Genomic DNA, 17,033 nt, shown 5'->3' with positions numbered 1-17,033 from the left:
GAAGGGCGACGGCTGTTACATCAGCATGCCCGTCAAAAATGCGACGAGGACGAGGACCACGGAGAAGCCCCACGCGAGCGGGAAGCCAATCTTGAGGTACTTGCCCATGTTTGCCCCCGCGAGGCCAAGGGCGAGCCACAGAGCCGGCGAGAACGGCGAGACGAACGTGCCAATGACGTTGCCGATGATGAGCGCCGACGCGGCACCCATGCCCGTGATGCCGTACGTTTCCACGGTGCCCTGAATGATGGGCAGCACGGAGAAGTAGTACGCATCCGTCGACGTGAGGAGATCGAGCGGCACGCCGAAGACGCCGATGATGACGTGGAGGTACGGACCGACTTCCTCCGGGAGGATGTTGACGAGCGTGAGCGCGATTTCCTCGAGCATGCCGGTTTCGTTGAGGACGCCGAGGAACATGGCGGCAGCGAGGATGACCCCGGCCATGGCGAGCGCATTCGGGGCGTGGCGACGGAGCGCATCGCTTTGCTCGGAGGCGCCCTCGAAATTGACGATGAGTGCGATGGTCGTGCCGATGAGGAACGCCGGGGCTGGCGGCATGAGGCCGGAGAGCAGCGCCACGAGGATGAGCAGTGCGACCACGATATTGACGATGGTGACCCATCGGCCGGTGCGGTGACGGAATCCGAGCGCCTCCTTATCGGCGGCCTGCTGCGCAGCGAAGGCCTGCGCAATCTGCTCGACATCGACGTTAGTGTCGCCTTCGAACTCACCCGAGGCACGCAGACGCGCGAGACGACGCCGCTCGCGCAGGCCCAGGGCCGCGGCGACGAGGAGGACCATGACGACGGCGACACCCTGGATGGGAAGGAGGTGGACCCAGATGTCATTGGGTTCCTGGGCCACGACGGCGCCTGCACGGCCGAGCGGGCCGCCCCAAGGCAGCATATTCATCACGGACGCCGACAGGGCGACGATTGTAATGAGGATGTAGCGCGACATACGAAGCGCCTTGTAGAGCGGCAGCAGCGCGGGAATGGTGAGCAGGAACGTCGTCGAGCCGGAGCCGTCGAGGTGCGCCACGATGGCAATGGCGGCCGTACCCATGGTGACCGCAATGACGTTGCCTCGCGTCGCCCGGATGAGCGCCCGGATGACCGGCACAAACAGACCCACGTCTTGGAGGATGCCAAAGAAGATGATGGCGAAGATGAACATCACCACGACGTTCATCACGGATTCGAGACCTGAGCTAAAGAAGTCAGAGATCTCCCCCAGCCCGTAGCCGCACAGGAGCGCGCCAGCCACCGGCACAAGCGTCATGGGAACAATAGGGTTCGTCTTACCGCGGATTAGGATTCCCACCGTAAGGAAGATAATCACGAGGCCCATGAGGGTGAGGCCGAGTGAAGTTTGCATGCTCAACGTCCTTCTCGGTCGCTGGGCGACCTTGATCGATTCAGAACTTTTCTTTGGCCACAGTTGCGGCCAGCGCCGTAACGCCCCTTATGCCACACCTCACCGGCGCAGAACAGGTGTGAATGAGATTACTAAGGATATTCCGTAAATACACATTGGTACCCCGATCAAGGCTGCTTCTCCTCTGCCATCGTGCTCATTCTTCGGCGAAAACGAACACAACCGGACACCACGGCGGCGTCCGGTTGTGGGTATGAGCTGATGCTTAGCGCGCAGTATTATCGCTGAGTACGGCTGGCGTTTCCTCCACGATGGTGGCGCGCTTTTTCAACTTGTGGCGCTCATACAACGCCTTGATGATGATCGGCGCGACTGAGATGAAAACTATGAGGAGCATGATCTTTTCGATCGAGTCTGCAATGCCCGGAATATTGCCCAGGAATACTCCCACCAAGTTCATGGACAGCACCCACAAAGCTGCGCCCGCGACGTTCCAGCCGATGAAGTGGCGGTACGGCATCTGCGCCGTGCCTGCTGCGACGGGGACGTACGTGCGCACGATGGGCACAAAGCGCCCCAGCACGAGCGCTGCCGGTCCATGCTTGGCAAAGAAGTCTTCGGCAGCGTGGAGATACTGCAGCTTGAGCAGGCGGGCGTCAGCCTTGAAGAGTTTGCGCCCAAACTTGTGGCCCAGCCAGAAGCCCACCTGGTCGCCCAGGAAGGCGGCGACGAAGCCTACCATCAGCAGGGCCCAGATAGAGACGTTGAGTTGACCCCGCAGCACGGCTGCCGTGACGAGCAGCGAGTCGCCGGGCAGGAACGGGAACAGGACACCGGATTCAATGAAGACGACGAGCGCGATGCCGACGATGACCCAAGGGCCAAAAGCCTCGAGCAACGTCGCGGCGTCGAGGTAGGAAGTGAGGTTTGACATGGCTGGTGCATCCACCTTTAGGAATTGAAAAAGGCCCAGGACGCGTGACCCCGGATGCACAAGCCCGGAGCGCGGCTGCGTCCTCACGGGCGCCAAATGGACTCGCCACTGCAGCGACGAGTAATGAGTTTCCTCTAGTATCCTCTTCCCCGCCGTGCGAACCTAACCCACACGCGCATACCCCCGATATTGCCAGGAAGTTCACGGCAGCCTAAAAGAATTGCCGCCGTGACCGGCGGCAGTGTTCTGCGTTAAAGGAATGCGTCGTTAGCGCGAGACGATTTCGTAGTTGCCCGCGGACGCCAAGGCCTTATTCATCTCCGCGACATTGGGGATGACGTCGTCCTTGTGCTTGATGATGAGCTTGACGTCGTCCTGCGAACGGATTTCGAAAGTCGCCTGGCCCAGGCCGTGCTCAGCGAAAATATCGTAGAGGGACTGCAGTGCCTTGCGCACGTCATCGTCGTCGTGGACGCCGGTGACCTTGTAATGAGTGGAAACAATAATCGACATGACGGAAATTCTACACGTCTAGCCGTAGAAAACGACGGCGACGCCGCCCCCCCGCTATGAGCGGGAACGGCGTCAATTCGCAGGCCGAATATTAGATGCGGCCGTTGAAAGCCTGCAGCGCGGAGTCCTCACGGGTGCCACCGCGACCGTCGCCGATGTCCTTGTAGTCGGCAATCCATGCAATCTTGGAGACCCACTTCACGGCCTTGTAGCCATGGTTCGACTCGACTCGGGCACGCACTGGCGCGCCCAGGTGAATGTCGACCGGGTGACCATTGCGGGCAATCGCGAGGATGGAGTGGTCTTCCATGGCCGTGTCGATGTCGAAGCACGCGTAGAACGGCTCGCGCGGACGGTTATCGTACATCTTCTGTGCCAAGCCGTAGGACTCGACCATGACGTAGTGCGCGCCAGCCGGGCGCTCGCCGAGCAGGGCGAGGACGTCCTTCATGAGAGGACCTTCCCAGCGCGAGGTCGCAGACCACCCCTGCATACAGGTGTGCGTCGCAATAAAGGAGTGCTGCGGCAGCGCACGCAGCTCATCGAGCGTGACCGTCTTCGACGTGCCGTTGACGTCGTCGGCGACCTCGATGACGTAGTCCTTGAAGTCGTTGTTGCGGAATGCGGTCCACTCCGGGGACTCCTCTTTCGTAGGCGGCAGGCCGTTGGTCCAGTGGAACTCGGAAATATCGCGCTCGGTGTAGACCTTCTGTGTCGCTGCGGACGGGCGCAACCAGTTCAAGAAGATCTTGCGGCCGATCTCGGTGAAGGCCACGACGAAGCGGTGTGCGCGGGCGCGGTCCGCGAGCGTCCAGTAGGACAGGCCGATCCAGAAGATAATGACCACGCCGATGGTGATGACCATCGTCGTAAACGCCTGGGCGTAGCGCTCCGGCGTGACGTCGCCGAAGACCATGTGCACCATGTTGTGCTCGCGGTGGACAAAGAAGACGAGGAAGACGTGGATGATGATGAACATGCACATCATCACCATGCCGATGAAGTGCAGGGAGCGAGCCTTCTGGTGGCCGCCCAAGAACTTGAAGAAGCGAGGGAACTTCTCACGCAGCGCCGGCGACATGCCCGCACCCGTAATCATCATGAACGGAGCGATAAGGAAGATGACTGCAAAATAAGCGAGCTGTTGCAACGCGTCGTAGGGATCGAAAAGCGCCAGGTCGGGGGTCTTAAAGCTCAGGTACGTAAGCAGCGAGTGCCACGCCTCCGGGATAATGTCCCAGGAGGTGGGGACGATGCGACGCCACAGGCCGGTTGCGAACAGCAGGATGACGTACACCAGCCCGTTGAGCACCCAGAGCATCACGGACAGGCCGTGCCAGTGACGACCGAGACCAATATTTTCGCGTCCTGGCAGGGAGAGCAGCGGCGACATGGACTTCTCATCCATGAGCGAGGTGTACACGCCCTCTTCCTTCGGCAGCTCACGCTTGGTGAACTTGAGCCACTCGGTTCCAGGGGCGCAGTCGTTGCGCCACCAAAGGCGCGGCAGAGAGGAGAGCATTTCCCAACCTGAGCGCAACAGCATGCCCATCAAAATAAAGTTGATGAGGTGCGTCGCGCGCAGCCACAAGGGATAGTCGGGGTTGTCTCCCAAGGCAAGAATGTAATCCATGGGGGTCCTTAAGATAGGTGAACGAGAAAGCTATAAGTTTTATATTGCCAGACGCGAGCGAAAAAATACGAAAAAATCCGTAGAAAAAATATGCCACCCAGAGTTGCCGGCAAGCACAGCGCTCTGAGCAGCACGTTTCCTTCTAACTTAGCGGAACCTGAGTGATCAAGTAGACATTCGTATATGCCACCGCGCGCCACCCTGTCTGCAGCCTGACGTGTGGGTTAAGCTCACTGACCGTGAAGAAAGAACGGCAGCCCTATCTCCGGCAGCTTGCAGACTTTGTGCGCACCGTGCTTGCCGATGCCGCCCGCACCATTCAAGGCTGGAGCCTGAAACATTGGCTTCAGGCTGTGTTCATCCTGGGTATTGTCGTTGCATTTATCGTCTTCGTGGACGTTCCCGATCTCTCGACCTTGCGTTCCTGGGCGACACATTGCGATCCCTGGTTCCCCATTGTCTTCTGGCTGGCTTACGTCACGCTTACGTTATTCCCTTTGCCCCGCACTATCTGGACGGTCGCCGCGGGAATCCTTTTCGGCCCAGTCGAAGGCCTGCTTCTCGCACTCACGGCCCTCTCCGTCTCCGCGGCAATTTCTTTCCTCGTGGTGCGGCGCCTGCTCGGAGACTGGATGCACCCGCGGCTCGTGCACCCCGCGGTCTTCAAGCTCAACGCGCACTTGGAGCGCCGCGGGTGGTTCGCCATCGCGAGCCTGCGCATGGTCGCGGGCGTGCCCTTCTCTATCTTGAACTATGCTGCGGCACTCACACCCGTGCCCTTCCTGCAGTTCCTCCTGGCGACCGCGCTGGGGTCCATCCCTACCACGGCTATGGGCGTGTTCTTTGGTGAGACGCTCACCACGGGCCTCAACCCGTGGGCCATCACAGCCACCGTTGTCCTCGCCGCCGTCGGCATCGCAGGTCTCGTGCTCGACGCTAAGCTCGTCCGCGAACTTCCCTAAATCAAGCCAAAAGACTAGACTTAAGCGCAGTTTCTCGTCCTGCCCGAAAGAATGTCAAGGAATCATGCTTGCCGTCCATGCCCGTTATCGCGGCCGTTCTGTGCGCCGCGCCCAGCTCGTTCAGCGCTCCGCGGAGGCGCTCGCGACGCTCGACGGTGTCGGCGAGTTTGAGATGCTCGGAGTCGAAGACATCTGCGCCATCGTTGACTCGGCACACAGCGTGTGCGACGTCGTCATGGCCCTGCTCGCCGACGGTGATTGGGCCATTGGTATCGGCGTAACCCCCTCGCTTGCCCCGAGTGCTGACGCTGGTGCTGCCGAAGATGAAGCCACGACCCGCGCGACGGCCACCGCATCCTTGCCCAAGAACGCACGCCCGGCGCAGGTCTACGCGAAGATCGGTGCGCGCGGCCGCGCATCGGAGGCCTCGGACATCGCAGCAGTCTTTGCCTTGCTCGGCTACGTGCTGCACAAGCGCACCATCGAAGGTCGCGAGGCCACGGCCCTCGTGCGCGGCGGCCTCAACCAGAACGAGGCGGCCGCCGAGCTCGGCATCTCCAAGCAGGCCATGTCCCAGCGCCTCCAAGCCGCGGGCTGGGCAGCAGAAATGGCAGGCTGGCAGCTTGCCATCAACGTCATGGAGCGCGCGAATAAGCCAGCCTAGAGCAGGTCTTCCTTCCGCAGCTCCGGCGTTGTCACGAAGTCGACGAGCCGCTCCACCGCCCCGATGAGCGAAGAATCCAAATCGCGGAAGCTGTGCACCGCGTTATACACGTGGCGCCAGCCATCCTTGGGATCAGACCAGCCGACGCGCTGGCAGATGCCGGTCTTCCAGTCCTCGCCGTAGGGCACGTCAGGCCATGCCTTGAGCCCCACGCGTTCCGGTTTCACCGCCGCCCAAATATCGATGAACGGGTGTCCTGTAACGAGAACGTCCGGCCCCAACGCCTGCGTCATGCGCGTTTCTTTCGACCCCTCCACCAAGTGGTCAGCGAGCACGCCCACGCGTCGTCCCGGGCCCGGCTGGAACTCGGCGAGGCGTTCCTCCAGGTTGTCGAGGCCCTCGAGGTATTCCACGGCGACGCCTTCGACGCGCAGGTCGTGGCCCCAGACCTTCTCCACGATGGCGGCGTCATGCACACCCTCGACCCAGATTCGCGACGGCGCGATGACCTTAGCCTCGACATTCTCCACGCGACGCGAGCCAGAGTTCGACTTACGCAGCGCCTGCTTCGGCACGTAGCGCGTAAGTGTCACCTGCTGGCCTTCGAGCAGGAATCCGCCCGGCACGAGGTTGAAGACGCGCTCCACGCCATGTCGGTCCTCCAGGCGGATGACCTGGCCGTAAACGGTCTTGTCCACGCCCATCACGGCACCGACGAAGTCGTCGCCGACAACTTCGACAACCATGCCCGGTTGTGCGGGCACAACCGGGTACTCCTTGGGGCGTGTGCGTTTGTGGCCTGCCAGAATGTCTCCACCATAGGGATCGCGGGAATCAAAGCTCATAGCGGGACAGTCTATCTACTACACTGCCCGTGTTATGGATATGCGCGCCGAGGTCTGGTCCCCACTGCAAAATTCTGCCGTCTGGCTGGGAGCCTGGCTCCACGGCCACGAACCCGCGGACGAGCTCATTGACGCTCTCACGGAGCTCGGCGGTTACCCCGAGGCCTACGGCTCCGCCGCGTTCAGCGACATCTTAGCGCGCCTGCGCGCCGCTACCGATGCCCTCCTCGGCCAGGGGCCCGGCGAACCCGTCCTCCGCCTCGTGCTTTCGGGTCCCGGCGAGCCGCCCGCCTTGCCCGCTGGCTCGACGTCCGCCGCCGCAGCCAGCGCGAGCCCCGCCGGCGCCATCGTCGTGCGCACCGCCGATCCGAGCGTCCATCTCGTGCTCGTGCCGCATGCAGGTCCCAATTACACCCAATGGCAGCTCATCGAAGAGACGCAGCCGTTGCCCGCGCCCGCGTGGCTGAGCCCCGGCGAGGCTGACGCATTGCTCGCCCAAGCGACCGAGGAATCCGCCCGCATCATCGAGGGGCTAGATTATGTCAAAAAAGACTTGCCCAATCCGCGGCTCACCGTCGGCACCCTCTCCGACTTCTACGACACGCCCGGGCTCCCCGATGCCACCCCGCCCCGCGCCGCCAAACTCTTTGCCCGCGCAGACCGCGTCGCCGCGATCATCGAGACCGTCACGGACCGCCTCCAGGATCACTCGCTCGACCCGCAGCTGCTCCGCCTGTGGCGGCACATCCGGCAGGCCCGGATGGCCGGCGTCGCCTACGCCGTCGCCGACTTCGGCCGCTGACGCGAGCCCCCTTAAATCAAGTCATTTCACTTGATTTAAGGAGTTCGTTCGTCGCTGGTCAACTTATTTAACTTGACTTAATGAGGTTTGTGGAGGCTCCAGATATCGCAACATCCCTCAGCGCACGGTGCGCCATTGACTGTGCAGCCCTGCACGGTGACGGTGCCCAGCCCCTCCGGCTGACGGTCAGCGCAAAGCTCTTCGATGAGGTCCACAACCATCGAGGAGAACGCGTCGCTCGGCCCCGCGGTCCGCGTGCGGTAGATCTCCACGCCTTTCTCTTTCGCCGCAGCGACGAGCTCGGTGTCGAGGTCCCACACGACCTCCATGTGGTCCGAGATGAAGCCGACCGGACACACGACGAGCTGCTTCACACCCTGCTCCGCGAGCGCTTCCATGTGGTCGACGACGTCGGGCGCGAGCCACGGCGTGGCGGGATTGCCCGAGCGCGAGTTCCATACCAAGTCATAGTCCTCGACGCCGGCGGCATCCGCGATGAGACGTGCGGCCTCGGCGACCTGGCGTGAGTAGAGGTTCTTATCACCCTCTGCTCCCCCGACCGCGTCGTGCGCGGTAGGGATGGAATGAGCGGTGAAGACAAGGCGGGCATCGGACAGCTTGGCAAAGCCTTCGCGCACTCCAGTGGCCATTTCCGCGATGAACTTCGGGTGGTCGAAGAACTGGCGCAGCTTGGTAAAGCGAATCTCCGGGTAGCCCTTCTCTGCTACATAGTCGCGCAGCTTGACGATGTCCTCGTCGTACTGCAGGCACGCCGAGTAGCCGCCCCAGGCGGAGGTGGCGAAGACCAGGACGTTGGTCTTACCCGCTGCGGTGAGCTCGTCCACGGCCTCGGTGCCGAACGGGTGCCAGTTGCGGTTGCCAAAGAAGACCGGCAGGTCCAGTCCGCGCGCGGCGAGTTCAGCCTCGATATGGGCAATGAGCTCGCGGTTTAAGCCATTGAGTGGGCTTACGCCGTCGAAGTGGAAGTAGTGCTTGCCCACGACCTTGAGTCGCTCGCGCGGGATGCCGCGGCCCCGCGTGACGTTTTCAAGAAAAGGAACGACCTCCTCGTTTCCTTCCGGGCCACCGAAAGAAAGAACGAGGAGGGCGTCATAATCACCGGCATGAGTGTGTGCGTCAGTCATACCAGTGACCCTACCAACCAAAGGTTGGAGAACTTGGTCGCCTTGACGATGGGGACCGAAATTGGTCAGCGTGATCTGCGACTCAAGGCGAAAGGGCAGATCTAGCTCATGATGGGGACGTATCTCCTCTGTTCTCACCACGCACACGTCCGAGACTTCGGACTTAAGGTGAGAAGTTGGCTTAGCCGATGAGGCGCACCGCGTACGGGGCCATGCCGCCATAGCGCACAGGCGAGACCTGGACCGTGCCGCCCGACTCCGGAGCCTCAATCATCGTGCCGTCGCCCAGGTAGATGGCTACGTGCTGGCCGCCGCCCGGACCGTAGAAGATGAGGTCGCCGCGCTTCATTTCGCTCGGATCCACCTTGGTGCCCTGGTTGTACTGGTAGCCGGTGTAGTGTGGCAGCGAGATACCCGCGGCCGAGAACGCATAGAGCGTGAGGCCGGAGCAATCGAAGCCCACCTTGTTGTAGTCGCCGAAGCTATCGGCCACACCGCCGTCGCGGATGCCCTTGGTTGGGCCGTTGGCGTCGCCGCCACCCCATGCATACGGGGTGCCCACCTGCGACATCGCACGCGCGATGACAGCTTCGATGCGAGCATCGGTGCCCTGGCTGGCCACCGCAGCGGTCGCTTTCTCCGTGATGGACTGCGTCGTATCCAGTGACTCGAGGACGCCGTCCAGGTCGCCCACAAGGTCACTATCTGCTCCCGATGCCGCGTTGGTCACCGCGCCAGCCTCCCCGGCTTTGTTCTGATCGTTAAACGCGTCAGAAACGGCCGTGAGCGTGTTCTGGATGGCGGAGAGCTGTCCCTCGTCGAGGGAGCTGCCCTGGGCAAATGCCGTGTGATCCGGCTGTGAGGCCGCAATCATGGCGGCTGCCGCGCCGAAAACGCCGCCCGCCACAGCAAGTGTTTGTCCATCAACGCTGGAGACCTGCTCGGTAGCGCCGCCCTGAGCGGCGTTCTGCGAACTCATTTCCGCTAGCGCCTCGACGGTCTGTGTCGTCGTGTCGGAAGCGTCTGCGGTGCCGGTGGTTGTTGGCTCCGCGTCGGCGACTGTCGTGCCGGCGGTCTGCGTGCCTTCCCCTGCAGCAGACGTGGTCACAGAATTGGCGTTGGAGTTCGACGCGGTGGTCGACACCTCCGTCGAGGACTGGGATGCCGAATCGTTGGAGTTCCCAACATTTTCTCTGGCCCCTTGATTACCTTGCGTCGCTTGCGTATCGCTCGTCGCGGACGGGCCGGAAGCGCCTACAGTCGTGCGGGCGCGGGAGCCGCGGGCGGCATCGAGAGCAGCCTGGGCTTCTTCCTGCTGCGCGACGAGGGTCGAGCGTTCGCTCATCGCCTCCTCGACCGCGCTTTGGCTCGAACCCAGGATGGCCCGGGCCTGAGCCTCGGCGTCTGCCGCGCGCTGCTCGCGGGCTGCCGCGAGTTCCTCAGCCTTGCGCAGCTGCGACTCCTTGTTGGCCTTCTCGGTGCGCTCCCGCTCGAGCTGATCGACGACTTCCTTCTGGGAGTCCGCCTGCGAGCGCAGGTAAGACTGGCGCTCCAGCATCTTTTCGCGTGCGTCACCGCCAGCGGCGGTGGTCACGGAATCCGAGGCAGCCGAGCGACGGTACGCCGTGCGCGACAGTTCGTTGAGGCGCTCTTGTGCCTTCTCCACGGCGGACTGCGCATCATCAAGCTGCGTGCGCGCCGTGGAAGTTCCGCGCTTGGCTTGCGCCAGCTCGGTGCGAGCGTCCTGGAGATCGACGAGGGCGCGGTTAACGTCCTCGCGACGCTGGCCGATTTCTGCCTCCAAGCGGGCAATCTCGCCCTGGACTCCGGCGATGGCGCCAGCAAGGTCAGCAATGGAGCCCTTCCCGCCCTTGAAGGCGGCCGTGAGGTCTTCGATGGTGAGCGACTTCTCCTGCGCGACGGCAGGAGTCATCGGAGCAATGGTAGACAAGCTCGCCGTGCATGCAGCAGCGGCGAGGTAGGAACGCAGGCGGAAACGCCCGCCGATGGAACGCCGACGCGTGTCGGCCGTCAAGGTGGTGGCCACGAGGTAACTCCTCTACGCACCTTACCCTCGCCTTGAACGCGCCCGCACTGACGGATAAAGGCGCGCCGATCCCGGCGTCGGGTATGGCTGAGACTCCCGCAAGCCCACAAGGACTGCGAGATACGCACCACGAGCCAAGCCCTCGGCACCCTATGTCAATTCGCACAAGACATAGGAATGCCCGGGGCCCAGGAGACGCAGCAGTGACGAGGATGTCACACACCTATGCTCACGCCGGCGACAGAGCGCCTCGACGGTCATCGAGGACCAACTCTCCCGCCGTATGCGAGTGCCCCGGCGGGGAGAAACTCCCGTCGGGATATCTGGTAGACCTTTGCCTCGGAGTGACTCCCGGCTGCAGACCATTTCAGGGCTGCAAACGCTGGGAGTGCCCGTGGGGCACGACCTTCCAGAAGGTATGCGAGCATCCGCCATCGTCTGCATTCTCCTTCCGGTTGACCACGCTCCGCGCGTGGCGGTGCAAGTAACCGGACTCGTGGAGTTGCGGGAATGCAGTCACGGTATGCCAGAGCCGGGCCCCAGACGGCCTTCCCCGCGGGGTTGGACGCCCAGGCGCGTGGAACACGCTGCCCGATGTGGCTCGCCGTGGTCGCATCCTCGCCCCAGTCACACAGATGCGTGTTTCTGAATAGAAGAACTTAAACGAACACAGTGCTGCCAACTGTCAAGCGACTCCTGCTCCTCCACCCCGTGCGGGTCCTTCCCCATCGAACTTCGTGACGCTCTCGGCCTGCTTCCCCACATGCCCGTGCGTTGTCGATATTGGGTCTGGATGTCCCTCTCGCGGTAGCTGAGATAGAAATCAACTCTCGAGTTGACTCCTAAAGCATAAGTCACTTGCAGGGTCCAGTACACCTACTTGCCCATTTGCCACATGCGTCAAGGAGCGCCCCATGACCCACGGGTGAGTTCAACCTGCAATGATCTCGATACCAATTCGTTATGTGACTCTGGTCACGATCGTCGAATGTACCGTAACACTCTCGACGCTTGCCGAGATGGCGCCATCCGCGACGCTATGCGAGAAGTGAACCACTTCTGACGGCAAACGTGCAGTAGCGTCAACCCCTAGTGGTTGACTCCGACCCCTCCTCCCCTCTCCTGGTGTGTGCAGAGCGAGTGGCAGCGGACTGGAGTATGACGTCCTGGAACCGTTGCAGTGGATGCCGTGGATTCGGTCTGAGATTGTCACGAGATGGGCGTGGGTGTCGCGGCATGGTTCCAAGTTGGAGATGTGCGCACGAGCCCAGGCGGTCGAGCACGGCGGAGCTGGAGTGAGCCCTCTTCGAGCGGCTTCCGTCGGGAATTCCGACCAACATGTGGAGGGTTGAGTATCACTCCTCAAGGGGTGCTCCGTGGGTTCATGGGTTTAGGAAATATTTATGCGACTATGTGGGGAGGGATACGTTTTGACGCGGGCACGCAGCGCGGGCTGGACGTTGGCGACTCGGCCTGCCGGAGTGAGGTGTCGGACCGTAGATAGCTCTTAGCACGTGTTGCGCGGAGACGGTCCCGCACGCGAGTGGCGGCATATGGTGTCGCGCTATTCCCCGGCCGTCGAACGCGGCGGGACGGTGCCGAGTGAGCAAGATGTGGGATGGGGGCATCGGCAAGCGGGCGGGCGCGAAAGAGTAACTAGACCTTTTTGGAAGATCTGGCGCGAATGAAGACCGTGGCGGCGCCGGCTAGTGCGGTGATGGCGAGCCCGAGGATAAGCCACTCCGCGGGCATGGTGGCGGCGCCGAGATGGGCGTGAAGCTGGTTCAGAGCCGTGACCTGATCGAGTCCCGGTGCCACCGCCTGTTGCGCGGATTCCAGGGCGGCGCGTGAGTGAGAGTCGCTCACGGCTGAAATGCCTTGGGGCGCCTGGACGATGACAGTGTCGAGATCGGAGGCTTCTTTGAGTGCCTGTGCAAGATCGCGGAGATCGGCGAACTTATCGGGATAGATATCGACGACCGCTATCCCTTCCCCGGGCTGCAGCGCGCCGGATACAGATGCTTGCAGAGCCGGATCGCTGGCGAGCCCCACGTTGGAGTACGCCACCGAATCCTCGAGAAGCTGCTGCGAGAGGTCGGCGATATCTGCGTCGGGCGGGATCACTTTTTCTCCTTATATATGGGAGCGGGGTGTGTGGTGTGCCCGCGATACCCTCTACTTAACCTGATTACCCCCATTGGAGCGGGGATGACGCGCGGAAGAGTGTGAAAACATGAAAACAGAACGGACGTACTGTTATAGTTGCCCCCAGGCGAATCTTCGCCCGTCTAGTATTGAGGGGTGAACGTTCGCGTTCTTCTTAAGACGCCAGTTCGGTCGATCCGCGCCCGGAGCGCGCTGTCCCCAGCGCTACTCCTTCCACTAGTGCGGAATGATCGTGAGCGATTTAAGAGCCTCACAAGAACATACTGTTCAACAAACAAGGAATGGAGCTCCCTGTGACTGAAAGCCTGAACTCCTTCGGTGCCAAGAAGACCCTTGATGTCAACGGAAAGTCTTACGAATACTTTGACATCAACGCGGTTGAGGGCCTGGAGAAGCTGCCGTACTCCCTCAAGGTGCTTGCTGAGAACCAGCTGCGCTACGAGGATGGCAAGAACGTAACCAAGGATCACATCAACGCCCTCGCCAACTGGAACCCGGACGCAGAACCGGACACCGAAATCCAGTTCACCCCGGCCCGCGTCCTCATGCAGGACTTCACCGGCGTTCCCTGTGTGGTCGACCTCGCCACCATGCGTGAGGCCATCGTTGCCCTCGGCGGCAAGCCGGAGCAGGTTAACCCGCTCAACCCGGCTGAGATGGTCATTGACCACTCCGTCATTACCGAGGCATTTGGCTCCTCCGAGGCTCTGGAGAAGAACGTCGAGATCGAGTTCGAGCGCAACCGCGAGCGCTACCAGTTCCTGCGCTGGGGTTCTGAGAACTTCTCCAACTTCAAGGTCGTGCCCCCGGGAACCGGTATTGTCCACCAGGTCAACATCGAGTACCTCTCCCGCGTCGTCTTCGACAACGACGGTCTGGCATACCCGGATACCTGTATTGGTACCGACTCCCACACCACCATGGAAAACGGCCTGGGCATCCTGGGCTGGGGCGTTGGCGGCATCGAGGCCGAGGCTGCCATGCTCGGCCAGCCGGTCTCCATGCTCATCCCGCGCGTTGTCGGCTTCAAGCTCACCGGCGAGATTCCGGTGGGCGTTACCGCTACCGACGTCGTTCTCACCATCACCGAGATGCTGCGCCAGCACGGCGTTGTCCAGAAGTTTGTCGAGTTCTACGGCAACGGTGTCAAGTCCGTGCCGCTGGCCAACCGCGCCACCATCGGTAACATGTCGCCGGAGTTCGGCTCCACCGCCGCTATCTTCCCGATCGACGAAGAGACCATCAAGTACCTGACCCTCACCGGCCGCCCGCAGGAGCAGATCGACCGCGTCGAGGCTTACGCTAAGGCTCAGGGCATGTGGCTCGAGCAGGATGCTCCGGAGGCCAAGTACTCCGAGTACCTCGAGCTCGACCTCGGCACCGTCGTCCCGTCCATCGCTGGCCCGAAGCGCCCGCAGGACCGCATCCTCCTCTCCGAGGCAAAGGAGCAGTTCCGTAAGGACCTGCCGACCTATGCCACCGGCGACGTTGTGGTCGACGAGTCCACTGTTGAGGCCAAGCGCATGGGCGCCGAGGGCGGCGACCAGACGCTCGAGGACGTCACCGGCGGTCTCAACAAGTCCCGCGAGGGCCACGGCGAGTCTGCAGCCAAGGGCAATGTCGGCCGCCAGTCCAACCCGGTCATCGTCTCCTCCCCGAACGGCGGCGAGTACACGCTGGATCACGGTATGGTGGCCATCGCCTCCATCACCTCCTGCACCAACACCTCGAACCCGTCCGTCATGGTCGGTGCCGGCCTCATCGCCCGCAAGGCTGCTGCCAAGGGCCTGAAGTCCAAGCCGTGGGTGAAGACCATCTGTGCTCCGGGCTCCCAGGTTGTCGACGGCTACTTCCAGCGCGCCGACCTCTGGAAGGACCTCGAGGCCATGGGCTTCTACCTCTCCGGCTTCGGCTGCACGTCCTGCATCGGTAACTCCGGTCCGCTGCCGCAGGAAATCTCGGACGCCATCAACGACAACGACCTGGCTGCCACAGCAGTCCTGTCCGGTAACCGTAACTTCGAAGGCCGTATCTCCCCGGATGTCAAGATGAACTACCTGGCATCCCCGATCATGGTCATCGCGTACGCCATCGCCGGTACTCTCGACTTCGACTTCGAGACCCAGCCGCTCGGCCAGGACCAGGACGGCAACGATGTCTTCCTCAAGGACATCTGGCCCTCCTCCCAGGAGATCGAGGACACCATCCAGCAGGCCATCTCCCGCGAGATGTACGAGAAGGATTACGCGGACGTCTACAAGGGCTCCGAGGCATGGCGCAACCTGGAGGTTCCGGAAGGCGGCCGCTTCGAGTGGGATGAGGACTCCACCTACATCCGCAAGGCTCCGTACTTCGACGGTATGCCAGCTGAGCCGGCCCCGGTTGAGGACATCCACGGCGCTCGCGTTCTGGCTAAGCTGGGCGACTCGGTCACGACCGACCACATCTCCCCCGCTTCCGCCATCAAGCCGGGCACACCGGCTGCGCAGTACCTCGACGAGCACGGTGTTGCCCGCAAGGACTACAACTCCCTCGGTTCCCGTCGTGGTAACCACGAGGTCATGATGCGTGGTACCTTCGCCAACATCCGCCTGGCTAACCAGCTGGTTGACGTCACCGGTGGCTACACCCGTGACTTCACCCAGGACGGCGCACCGCAGGCCTTCATCTTCGACGCCTGCCAGAACTACAAGGCCGCGGACATTCCGCTGGTCGTCCTGGCTGGTAAGGAGTACGGCACCGGTTCGTCCCGTGACTGGGCTGCAAAGGGCACCATCCTCCTCGGCGTCAAGGCCGTCATCACCGAGTCCTTCGAGCGTATTCACCGCTCGAACCTCATCGGCATGGGTGTTATCCCGCTGCAGTTCCCGGCTGGTGAGTCCCACGAGTCGCTGGGCCTGGACGGCACCGAGACCTTCGACATCGAGGGCATCACGGAGCTGAACAACGGCACCACGCCGAAGACGGTTCACGTCACCGCCACCAAGGAGTCTGGCGAGAAGGTCGAGTTCGACGCGACCGTCCGCATCGACACGCCTGGTGAGGCTGACTACTACCGCCACGGTGGCATTCTGCAGTACGTCCTGCGCCAGATGGTTAAGGCCTAAGGTCTTCCATCGCCGTGCACCCCTGCCCTAGCGTGGGGCGTGCGCGACACCGACGTAGATGAAGGGGCCGCGTGGCCATCGCACGATGGTCACGAAGGCCCCTTTGTCGTCCTTTCATTCCCTAAACTTTTGAACTTGTAGGAAGCGAGCGTGAGCCGCCTATGCCTATCGTTAGCGACGACGAACTCAATCGCAGGCGCCAGGACATCCTGGTGGGCGCCCGCCGGTGCTTTGCGCAGCACGGCTACGAGGGAGCGACCGTTCGCCTTCTGGAGGAGGCGACTGGCAAGTCCCGCGGCGCTATCTTCCATCACTTTGGCGACAAAGAGTCGTTGTTCCTGGCGCTCGCGCGCGAGGATGCTGCCCGCCAGGCCGAGACGGTTGCGAACAACGGTCTTGTTGAGGTGATGCGCGACATGCTCACGCACCCTGAGCGCCATGACTGGCTCGCTACTCGTCTGGAAATCACGTCCATGCTGCGCACGGACCCGAGCTTCCGTGCCCGGTGGAAGGATCAGCAACAAATCCTTGATGACGCAGTGCGGGCACGCTTGCAGACCAACCGCGAAGAAGGCCGCATGCGTGATGACGTCGATATCGAAACGCTCGTGGTGTACCTCGAGACGTTCATGGACGGCTTCATCTCCCGCCTGGCGCGCGGTGACCAAGCAGGTCTTGAAGAAGTCCTGTCGATTGTGGAGCAAACGATTCGTGCGCGGCGCTAAAACGTCGTAAAGCACGCCGAGTAGCCCGCTTCCCCTCGTAGGGAGCGGGTCTTTCGCGTCTTGGCGCTAGTTACACGGCACGTCGGGTCCGAATTCGCGGCGTTTGTAGA

At 62.2% G+C, this 17,033-nt stretch carries 13 protein-coding genes; 5 read left to right on the top strand and 8 right to left on the bottom strand.

Annotated features, from left to right (window positions below; genetic code table 11):
* Positions 1 to 15: 15 nt before the first annotated feature.
* The 4 genes from HMPREF3227_RS04380 to HMPREF3227_RS04365 form a co-directional block, all read right to left on the bottom strand.
* A complete protein-coding gene (locus HMPREF3227_RS04380; protein ID WP_066488255.1) occupies positions 16 to 1,380 on the bottom strand; it encodes a citrate:proton symporter in 1,365 nt (454 codons plus the stop codon).
* Between the two features lie 265 nt (positions 1,381 to 1,645).
* Positions 1,646 to 2,314, bottom strand: coding sequence for a DedA family protein (locus tag HMPREF3227_RS04375; RefSeq protein ID WP_066488247.1), 669 nt, complete (start codon positions 2,312 to 2,314; stop codon positions 1,646 to 1,648).
* Between the two features lie 267 nt (positions 2,315 to 2,581).
* Entirely contained in the window at positions 2,582 to 2,827 is a 246-nt protein-coding gene (locus tag HMPREF3227_RS04370; RefSeq protein ID WP_066488240.1) for a hypothetical protein, read from the bottom strand.
* A 91-nt stretch (positions 2,828 to 2,918) separates the two neighbouring features.
* The gene (locus tag HMPREF3227_RS04365; protein WP_066488238.1) at positions 2,919 to 4,460 is read right to left on the bottom strand and encodes a molybdopterin-dependent oxidoreductase; all 1,542 of its coding nucleotides are present in this window, start codon (positions 4,458 to 4,460) and stop codon (positions 2,919 to 2,921) included.
* Positions 4,461 to 4,699: 239 nt separating this feature from the next.
* On the opposite strand from HMPREF3227_RS04365, the gene HMPREF3227_RS04360 reads away from it, so the two are divergent.
* Both HMPREF3227_RS04360 and HMPREF3227_RS04355 read left to right on the top strand, forming a co-directional pair.
* Complete coding sequence (locus HMPREF3227_RS04360) at positions 4,700 to 5,422, top strand: TVP38/TMEM64 family protein (RefSeq protein ID WP_066488236.1); 723 nt, start codon at positions 4,700 to 4,702, stop codon at positions 5,420 to 5,422.
* Between the two features lie 64 nt (positions 5,423 to 5,486).
* Positions 5,487 to 6,086, top strand: coding sequence for a DNA-binding protein (locus HMPREF3227_RS04355; RefSeq protein WP_066488225.1), 600 nt, complete (start codon positions 5,487 to 5,489; stop codon positions 6,084 to 6,086).
* On the opposite strand, the gene HMPREF3227_RS04350 is transcribed toward HMPREF3227_RS04355, so the two are convergent.
* The gene (locus HMPREF3227_RS04350; protein ID WP_066488223.1) at positions 6,083 to 6,931 is read right to left on the bottom strand and encodes a DUF3097 domain-containing protein; all 849 of its coding nucleotides are present in this window, start codon (positions 6,929 to 6,931) and stop codon (positions 6,083 to 6,085) included. The genes HMPREF3227_RS04355 and HMPREF3227_RS04350 overlap by 4 nt on opposite strands.
* Positions 6,932 to 6,965: 34 nt before the next feature.
* On the opposite strand from HMPREF3227_RS04350, the gene HMPREF3227_RS04345 reads away from it, so the two are divergent.
* On the top strand, positions 6,966 to 7,733 hold the full coding sequence (locus HMPREF3227_RS04345; protein ID WP_066488217.1) for a hypothetical protein: 768 nt from the start codon (positions 6,966 to 6,968) through the stop codon (positions 7,731 to 7,733).
* A 77-nt stretch (positions 7,734 to 7,810) separates the two neighbouring features.
* Here the strand turns inward: HMPREF3227_RS04345 and HMPREF3227_RS04340 are convergent, their stop codons facing one another.
* The 3 genes from HMPREF3227_RS04340 to HMPREF3227_RS04330 all read right to left on the bottom strand — a co-directional run bounded on the left by HMPREF3227_RS04340 (position 7,811) and on the right by HMPREF3227_RS04330 (position 13,049).
* Positions 7,811 to 8,878: a ferrochelatase gene (locus HMPREF3227_RS04340; RefSeq protein ID WP_066488214.1), complete on the bottom strand. Its 1,068-nt coding sequence runs from the start codon at positions 8,876 to 8,878 to the stop codon at positions 7,811 to 7,813.
* Positions 8,879 to 9,059: 181 nt separating this feature from the next.
* The gene (locus HMPREF3227_RS04335) at positions 9,060 to 10,925 is read right to left on the bottom strand and encodes a DIP1281 family NlpC/P60 protein (RefSeq protein WP_231725052.1); all 1,866 of its coding nucleotides are present in this window, start codon (positions 10,923 to 10,925) and stop codon (positions 9,060 to 9,062) included.
* A gap of 1,656 nt (positions 10,926 to 12,581) precedes the next feature.
* Positions 12,582 to 13,049, bottom strand: coding sequence for an Rv1476 family membrane protein (locus tag HMPREF3227_RS04330; RefSeq protein ID WP_066488211.1), 468 nt, complete (start codon positions 13,047 to 13,049; stop codon positions 12,582 to 12,584).
* A 335-nt stretch (positions 13,050 to 13,384) separates the two neighbouring features.
* Here HMPREF3227_RS04330 and can point away from each other — a divergent pair, with 335 nt between their 5' ends.
* On the top strand, positions 13,385 to 16,198 hold the full coding sequence (gene can, locus HMPREF3227_RS04325; RefSeq protein ID WP_231732317.1) for an aconitate hydratase: 2,814 nt from the start codon (positions 13,385 to 13,387) through the stop codon (positions 16,196 to 16,198).
* A gap of 161 nt (positions 16,199 to 16,359) precedes the next feature.
* Positions 16,360 to 16,923: a TetR/AcrR family transcriptional regulator gene (locus HMPREF3227_RS04320; RefSeq protein WP_066488207.1), complete on the top strand. Its 564-nt coding sequence runs from the start codon at positions 16,360 to 16,362 to the stop codon at positions 16,921 to 16,923.
* Positions 16,924 to 17,033: the final 110 nt, after the last annotated feature.

Origin of the sequence: Corynebacterium sp. CMW7794 (assembly GCF_001563605.1) — a bacterium.
Lineage (GTDB): Bacteria > Actinomycetota > Actinomycetes > Mycobacteriales > Mycobacteriaceae > Corynebacterium > Corynebacterium phoceense.
Note: the sequence above shows the minus strand (reverse complement) of the source record. Positions and strands in the feature narration are given on the sequence as shown.

Bases quoted from the DNA above. Each gene is read 5' to 3' on its own strand.
- HMPREF3227_RS04350 (WP_066488223.1), bottom strand. From the start codon at position 6,931: ATGAGCTTTGATTCCCGCGATCCCTATGGTGGAGACATTCTGGCAGGC.
- HMPREF3227_RS04355 (WP_066488225.1), top strand. From the start codon at position 5,487: ATGCTTGCCGTCCATGCCCGTTATCGCGGCCGTTCTGTGCGCCGCGCC.
- HMPREF3227_RS04365 (WP_066488238.1), bottom strand. From the start codon at position 4,460: ATGGATTACATTCTTGCCTTGGGAGACAACCCCGACTATCCCTTGTGG.
- HMPREF3227_RS04340 (WP_066488214.1), bottom strand. From the start codon at position 8,878: ATGACTGACGCACACACTCATGCCGGTGATTATGACGCCCTCCTCGTT.
- HMPREF3227_RS04375 (WP_066488247.1), bottom strand. From the start codon at position 2,314: ATGTCAAACCTCACTTCCTACCTCGACGCCGCGACGTTGCTCGAGGCT.
- HMPREF3227_RS04320 (WP_066488207.1), top strand. From the start codon at position 16,360: ATGCCTATCGTTAGCGACGACGAACTCAATCGCAGGCGCCAGGACATC.
- HMPREF3227_RS04370 (WP_066488240.1), bottom strand. From the start codon at position 2,827: ATGTCGATTATTGTTTCCACTCATTACAAGGTCACCGGCGTCCACGAC.
- HMPREF3227_RS04380 (WP_066488255.1), bottom strand. From the start codon at position 1,380: ATGCAAACTTCACTCGGCCTCACCCTCATGGGCCTCGTGATTATCTTC.
- HMPREF3227_RS04345 (WP_066488217.1), top strand. From the start codon at position 6,966: ATGGATATGCGCGCCGAGGTCTGGTCCCCACTGCAAAATTCTGCCGTC.